General features: G+C 57.5%; 4 protein-coding genes. All 4 read right to left on the bottom strand.

The window, feature by feature from the left end; translation table 11 throughout:
• Positions 1-26: 26 nt before the first annotated feature.
• Positions 27-2,072 carry a hypothetical protein gene (locus tag ACIREA_RS27060; RefSeq protein WP_397385438.1) on the bottom strand — a complete coding sequence of 682 codons (2,046 nt, stop codon included), beginning with the start codon at positions 2,070-2,072 and terminating at the stop codon, positions 27-29.
• 340 nt (positions 2,073-2,412) lie between these two features.
• Positions 2,413-3,024, bottom strand: a complete 612-nt coding sequence (locus ACIREA_RS27055) for a lysophospholipid acyltransferase family protein (protein WP_397385437.1) — start codon at positions 3,022-3,024, stop codon at positions 2,413-2,415.
• A gap of 13 nt (positions 3,025-3,037) precedes the next feature.
• Positions 3,038-3,661, bottom strand: a complete 624-nt coding sequence (cmk, locus tag ACIREA_RS27050) for a (d)CMP kinase (RefSeq protein WP_397385436.1) — start codon at positions 3,659-3,661, stop codon at positions 3,038-3,040.
• Between the two features lie 14 nt (positions 3,662-3,675).
• A partial coding sequence (locus tag ACIREA_RS27045; RefSeq protein WP_397385435.1) for a 3-phosphoshikimate 1-carboxyvinyltransferase occupies positions 3,676-4,645 on the bottom strand: 970 nt, incomplete at its 5' end.

Raw genomic sequence — 4,645 nt, 5'->3', positions numbered from 1 at the left:
TGCCGGGAAGAGTAAATGCTACGCGATCAACTCGCCGAGATGGGGTCTTTGATGATGCGGCGCAGCAGCGGGAAAAGGGCGTCCTCGCATTCCTTCCGTTTGAAGCGCAGCTGACGCTTAACCAGCGGATTTCCAAACATGCGGTGGCTGTCCGCCACACGTCCTTCAAGGATGTCCAGCCACGTCGCGTTTGACGCATCCAGGGCAGCCGCAAGGCTTTGATCCAAAACAGGCATGCGCAATACCAGATCCTGCGGTCGGATGATTTCATCCAGCAAATCGGATGAAACCGGGCCGTCTTTCAGACTGACCACCACAATGGAGGGAGCTTCGCCGAAGATGGATGAGCGCCACTGTTTGATAGCAGGCAGCGTGGCGGCCTTCGCTGTCACAGGATGAATCGGCAGCCAGTGCAGTCCGTCATCTTCACGCAGACTCTGGATGATTTCAGGGTTCAGATCACGACCCAAAATGTCCTGGCAGCTCGCCGGCAGATCCGCCAGAACAAGCTTCCCATCCATCGCTGTTTCCACGATACGACGCATGGAGTCGATGTTGTCGATGGGCATGGACTCAATCTTCTTGGGTGAAATCTTCTGGAAATCCCGGTTTCCAAGAGCATCGCAGTCGAACATGGCCACGTCATCACGCGTCTCAAAGTTGGCAAGTTCGTAAATAAGGCGGGCAATGGTGCTCTTGCCGGTGCCTCCGCTGCCAGCGGTGATAAGGATCATCTTCATAGGGTGTTGCGGTAGCTTATCGAGTGATTGGTTAAAAGGAAAAACGGAAGATGATTTCATACTTTCTTCCACCAGAGGAATTTGCGCCTCCGTTTCCTGAGGGGAAGGTGACAATATCGGTGCACGCGGCACCGTCCGCGTGGCAGGCTCGGCGGGTGCGGGCCGCGGGCTGACGGTACGTCCCACCCGCTGAAAGGCATTCCCCAGATAACAAAAGAATTGTCCCGGCAATTCCCGATTGCCGACCGACTCCATGTTGTAGCCAGACAGACTGAACGTACCATCCTGCAGTGTCTGCCAAAGGCGGCTAAGCTGCTCTTCCACATCGCCCCGCAGATCCGAAAAAGGTTTGCCAGGCTCCACCGCTTCCCGGATGACCACCGGAGAGCGTCCCAGTGTCAGACAGTCCGCAGCAGACTCCAACGCCACCGTGAACTCCGCCAGACTGTCGAGGCGGATGTCCAGCATCTTGGAGTCATTCGCACTTTCCCGCAGTCCCGGAAGGCGCAGCAAAATATGCTCAGGGTCCAGCGCCAGCCCCAGAACCGGCACGGCGGCAGCCTGCTCACGCAAGCGATTGTGCAGCATCAAAACTTCGATCTCCGTCAGCCGGTGCCGGTGGGCCAGCAGGCGGGAAAGCCGAACCGAGATCACAGGCATCCGCGATCCCTCCGTGCGCCCATAAACATGCGGAGTGGTCCTCTGGAATGGCAGCAAGGGATGCCAACGCTCATTGGCAAAGAGCTGCGACATCATGTTGGAGCCGCGCAATCCGCGCGTCACAGCGGCGGTCGCCATCAACATCAAACCTTTGATCTGCCCCAGCGTCAGCAGCGTGCTTCCCGCAGCCTGCCACTCCCTCAGATGCGTCAGCAGTGAAGACGGCACTTTGGCCGCCACAGACGCACTGATGGGCTCCGTCGGATGTCCTTTGATCAGCATCGCGCAGACCTGCATCACTCTCGAAGCAATCTCAGCACGCCCCATGGGTCGCGACTCAAAACGATCCACAAACAACTGCAAAAAGTCCTGCTGCCACAACCCCACCCGGCAGTTCAGAGGATCCACAAAAGAAACCGCCTCAGGCAGGAACGACTCCAAGGCCTCAAGCTCCGACGCCAGCCGCCACACCAGCACACAGGCGATCCCAATCGGCAGCGGGCCCACCCGGCTGCAATACTGCCTCACCGGCTCCCCAGGTGCAGTTCCAAGCATGACATTCGTCTGCGTTCCCTCATTGAGGATGTCCAGCACCCGCGGCAGTGAAGGAAAATACGCCCCCAACATGGACGAGAGCCAGATCGTTTCCGCCCGCATGAAGGTCTGCCTCACCAGCCATGGACCACCCTCTGGGCTAAATTCTTCATGCCCAGGTTGTGTGCTTTGGCTTGGTACGGATTTCGATTTGATCGGAAGAGCGGTTTTCACGATCAAGGATCGGAGCTGAGACATTACAGAAGGACGAAGGTGGATTTCAAATTCTAAGCAGACGTTGTTCCATTACACGAATAAGATTAACCGGAAGAAGAATGTTCTGTAACAAATTCTGCGGGAAAACCTTGAAAAACCAATCATTACGAGGCTTTCCAGTTGCTCTTCTCTTCAAAGTGCTGGTTTCAGCCTTTCTGACATCACGAAACTCGCACTTCAATTCAGGTCAGAGAGCTGCATCTCACACTCTCAACTCCGAAATCCGGTGCATGACTTCATCGGCCAGAGCCTGATACAGCTCTTTGCCAGACTCCGCGTAGCTTTTCAAATCCGGCTGCCAGAGGTCGCCGATGACAAGCGTGATCTTGGCCGGCCGCAGAGTCTTGGCACCTCGCGGATAAGCTTCATAGGTGCCAAACAGGCGAACAGGCAGCACTGGAGCCTTGCTTTTGGCAATAAAAAGTCCCACTCCCGCTTCGGCGGATTGTGGCACCCCGTCGTAACTGCGAGTGCCTTCGGGAAACATGATCACTTTGTTTCCATCACGCAGCAATCGAATGATGTTCTTGAGCGAAGCAGTATCCGGTTTGTCACGATCTACCGCAAGCACCTGCCAGCTCCTCAAAATCTTGGCAGCTAGAGGATGATCAAAGAGCGTCTTGCGCGCAAAGGAGTAAACCATCTCATCAAAGGCGATTCCCACCAGCGGAGGATCGAGAAAGCTGACGTGGTTGCACGCAATGATGGCAGGACCGGAGAACGGCAGTTTTTCCGCGCCGACCACGCGATAATCGAACAACCCATGCGCGAGTTCACGAAAGACGCGATGACCAAACCAGTAGGAGAAGTTCATTTTCCGTTCGCTGTTATGAAAGCTTCAGCACCGTGATCACCTGATCAACCGCCTGGTCGAGTGTGATGTGGGAATTATCAATGATGATGGCTCCTGCTGGGATGACAAGCGGGCTGTTCTTGCGCTGTTTGTCAATGCGATCCCGCTCGGCAATCTGATCCGAAAGTCCCTGCGCACCACGCCGGCTCGCGCGAACCTCCTCGCTGGCATCAATGTAAATTTTGTGCGGACTGTCGGGAAAAACCACCGAGCCAATGTCGCGCCCTTCCATGACCAGCGGACCATCGGCGGCCAGCGCACGCTGATAGGCCACGAGCCGGTCACGCACCTCATCGACGCGGGCAATGAATGAGACCGCGCGATTGACGGGATCACTGTTGAGCTCGGCATCCGTGAGCGTCCGCCCGGAAATGCAGACCTGCGTTTTGCCGTCCACCACGGGCGATTCGATCACAATGCCCGCCGCGGCGGCACGCACGGCGTCAGCATCCTGCGGGTTCACCCCGGTCTGCAGCACCGCCCACGTCATGGCCCGGTACATGTTGCCCGTGTTGACGTACGTGCGGCCCAGGCGCTGGGCGACAAGGCGCGCAATGCTGCTCTTGCCGGAGGCCGCAGGCCCGTCAATCGTGATCACGGAATGCGCCACGCTCATGATTTGGCACGATTCATTTTATCCACCAACGGTTGAGGAATGGCAGACATGACAGGAATCGGACGCGCACCATCGTCCCCGTTCAGAAAGAGATCGAGGTGACGCTCAAAACCTGGATACGAGGTTGAAATGCACTCCGAGCCCTCAAGCACGGTGGTGCCTTCAGCAAACATGCCGGCGACCAGGAACGCCATGGCGATGCGGTGATCACCATAACAAGGCAGCGTGGCTCCCTGCAGTTGGGCTCCTCCTTCGATCTCCATCCCATCCGGATGCTCGGTGACTGTGACCCCCATCAGGCGCAAATTCGAAGCAACAGCAGCTATGCGGTCCGTCTCCTTCACTCGCAGTTCGGAGGCGTCACGGATCAGCGTCTTGCCACGCGCCAGCGCAGCCGCCACTGCCAAAATGGGCAGTTCGTCGATGACGTTGGGGATCTCCGCCCCACCGATGACCGTGGCATTCAAATCGCCACCGCGTACCGTGATGTTCCCACGCGGCTCGCCGTCGGAGTGCGTTTCCGAACTGGTGACCAGAGCACCCATGCGCAGCAGAACGTTGATGACGCCTGTACGTGTAGGATTGAGCCCGACATTGTTGAGGGTGATCTGAGCCCCCGGCGTGGCCGCAGCGGCGACCATCCAAAACGCCGCACTGGAAATGTCTCCTGGGACCACGATGTCTTTGGCCTGCGGCTCCTGACCGCCATAGACACTTACACAGTCGTCTTCACGCAGCCATTTGATGCCAAAGTGCGTGAACAGTCGCTCGGTGTGATTGCGGGTTGCCACCGGCTCCACCACCGTCGTCTTGCCAGATGCGTAGAGCCCGGCCAGCAGAATGGCGCTTTTCACCTGGGCGCTGGCCACAGGCAGCTTGTAGTAAATGGATTTCAAAGGAGCGCCGCTAATCGTGAGCGGAGCACAGATTTTCTCCCCCTGCCCGGTGATCATCGCGCCCATCTGG

Source organism: Prosthecobacter sp. (assembly GCF_044373815.1).
Taxonomy (GTDB): Bacteria; Verrucomicrobiota; Verrucomicrobiia; order Verrucomicrobiales; family Verrucomicrobiaceae; genus Prosthecobacter.
This window is presented reverse-complemented; position numbering and strand designations above follow the sequence as displayed.

Coding starts and splice junctions, on each gene's coding strand:
- ACIREA_RS27055 (WP_397385437.1), bottom strand. CDS start 3,024: ATGAACTTCTCCTACTGGTTTGGTCATCGCGTCTTTCGTGAACTCGCG.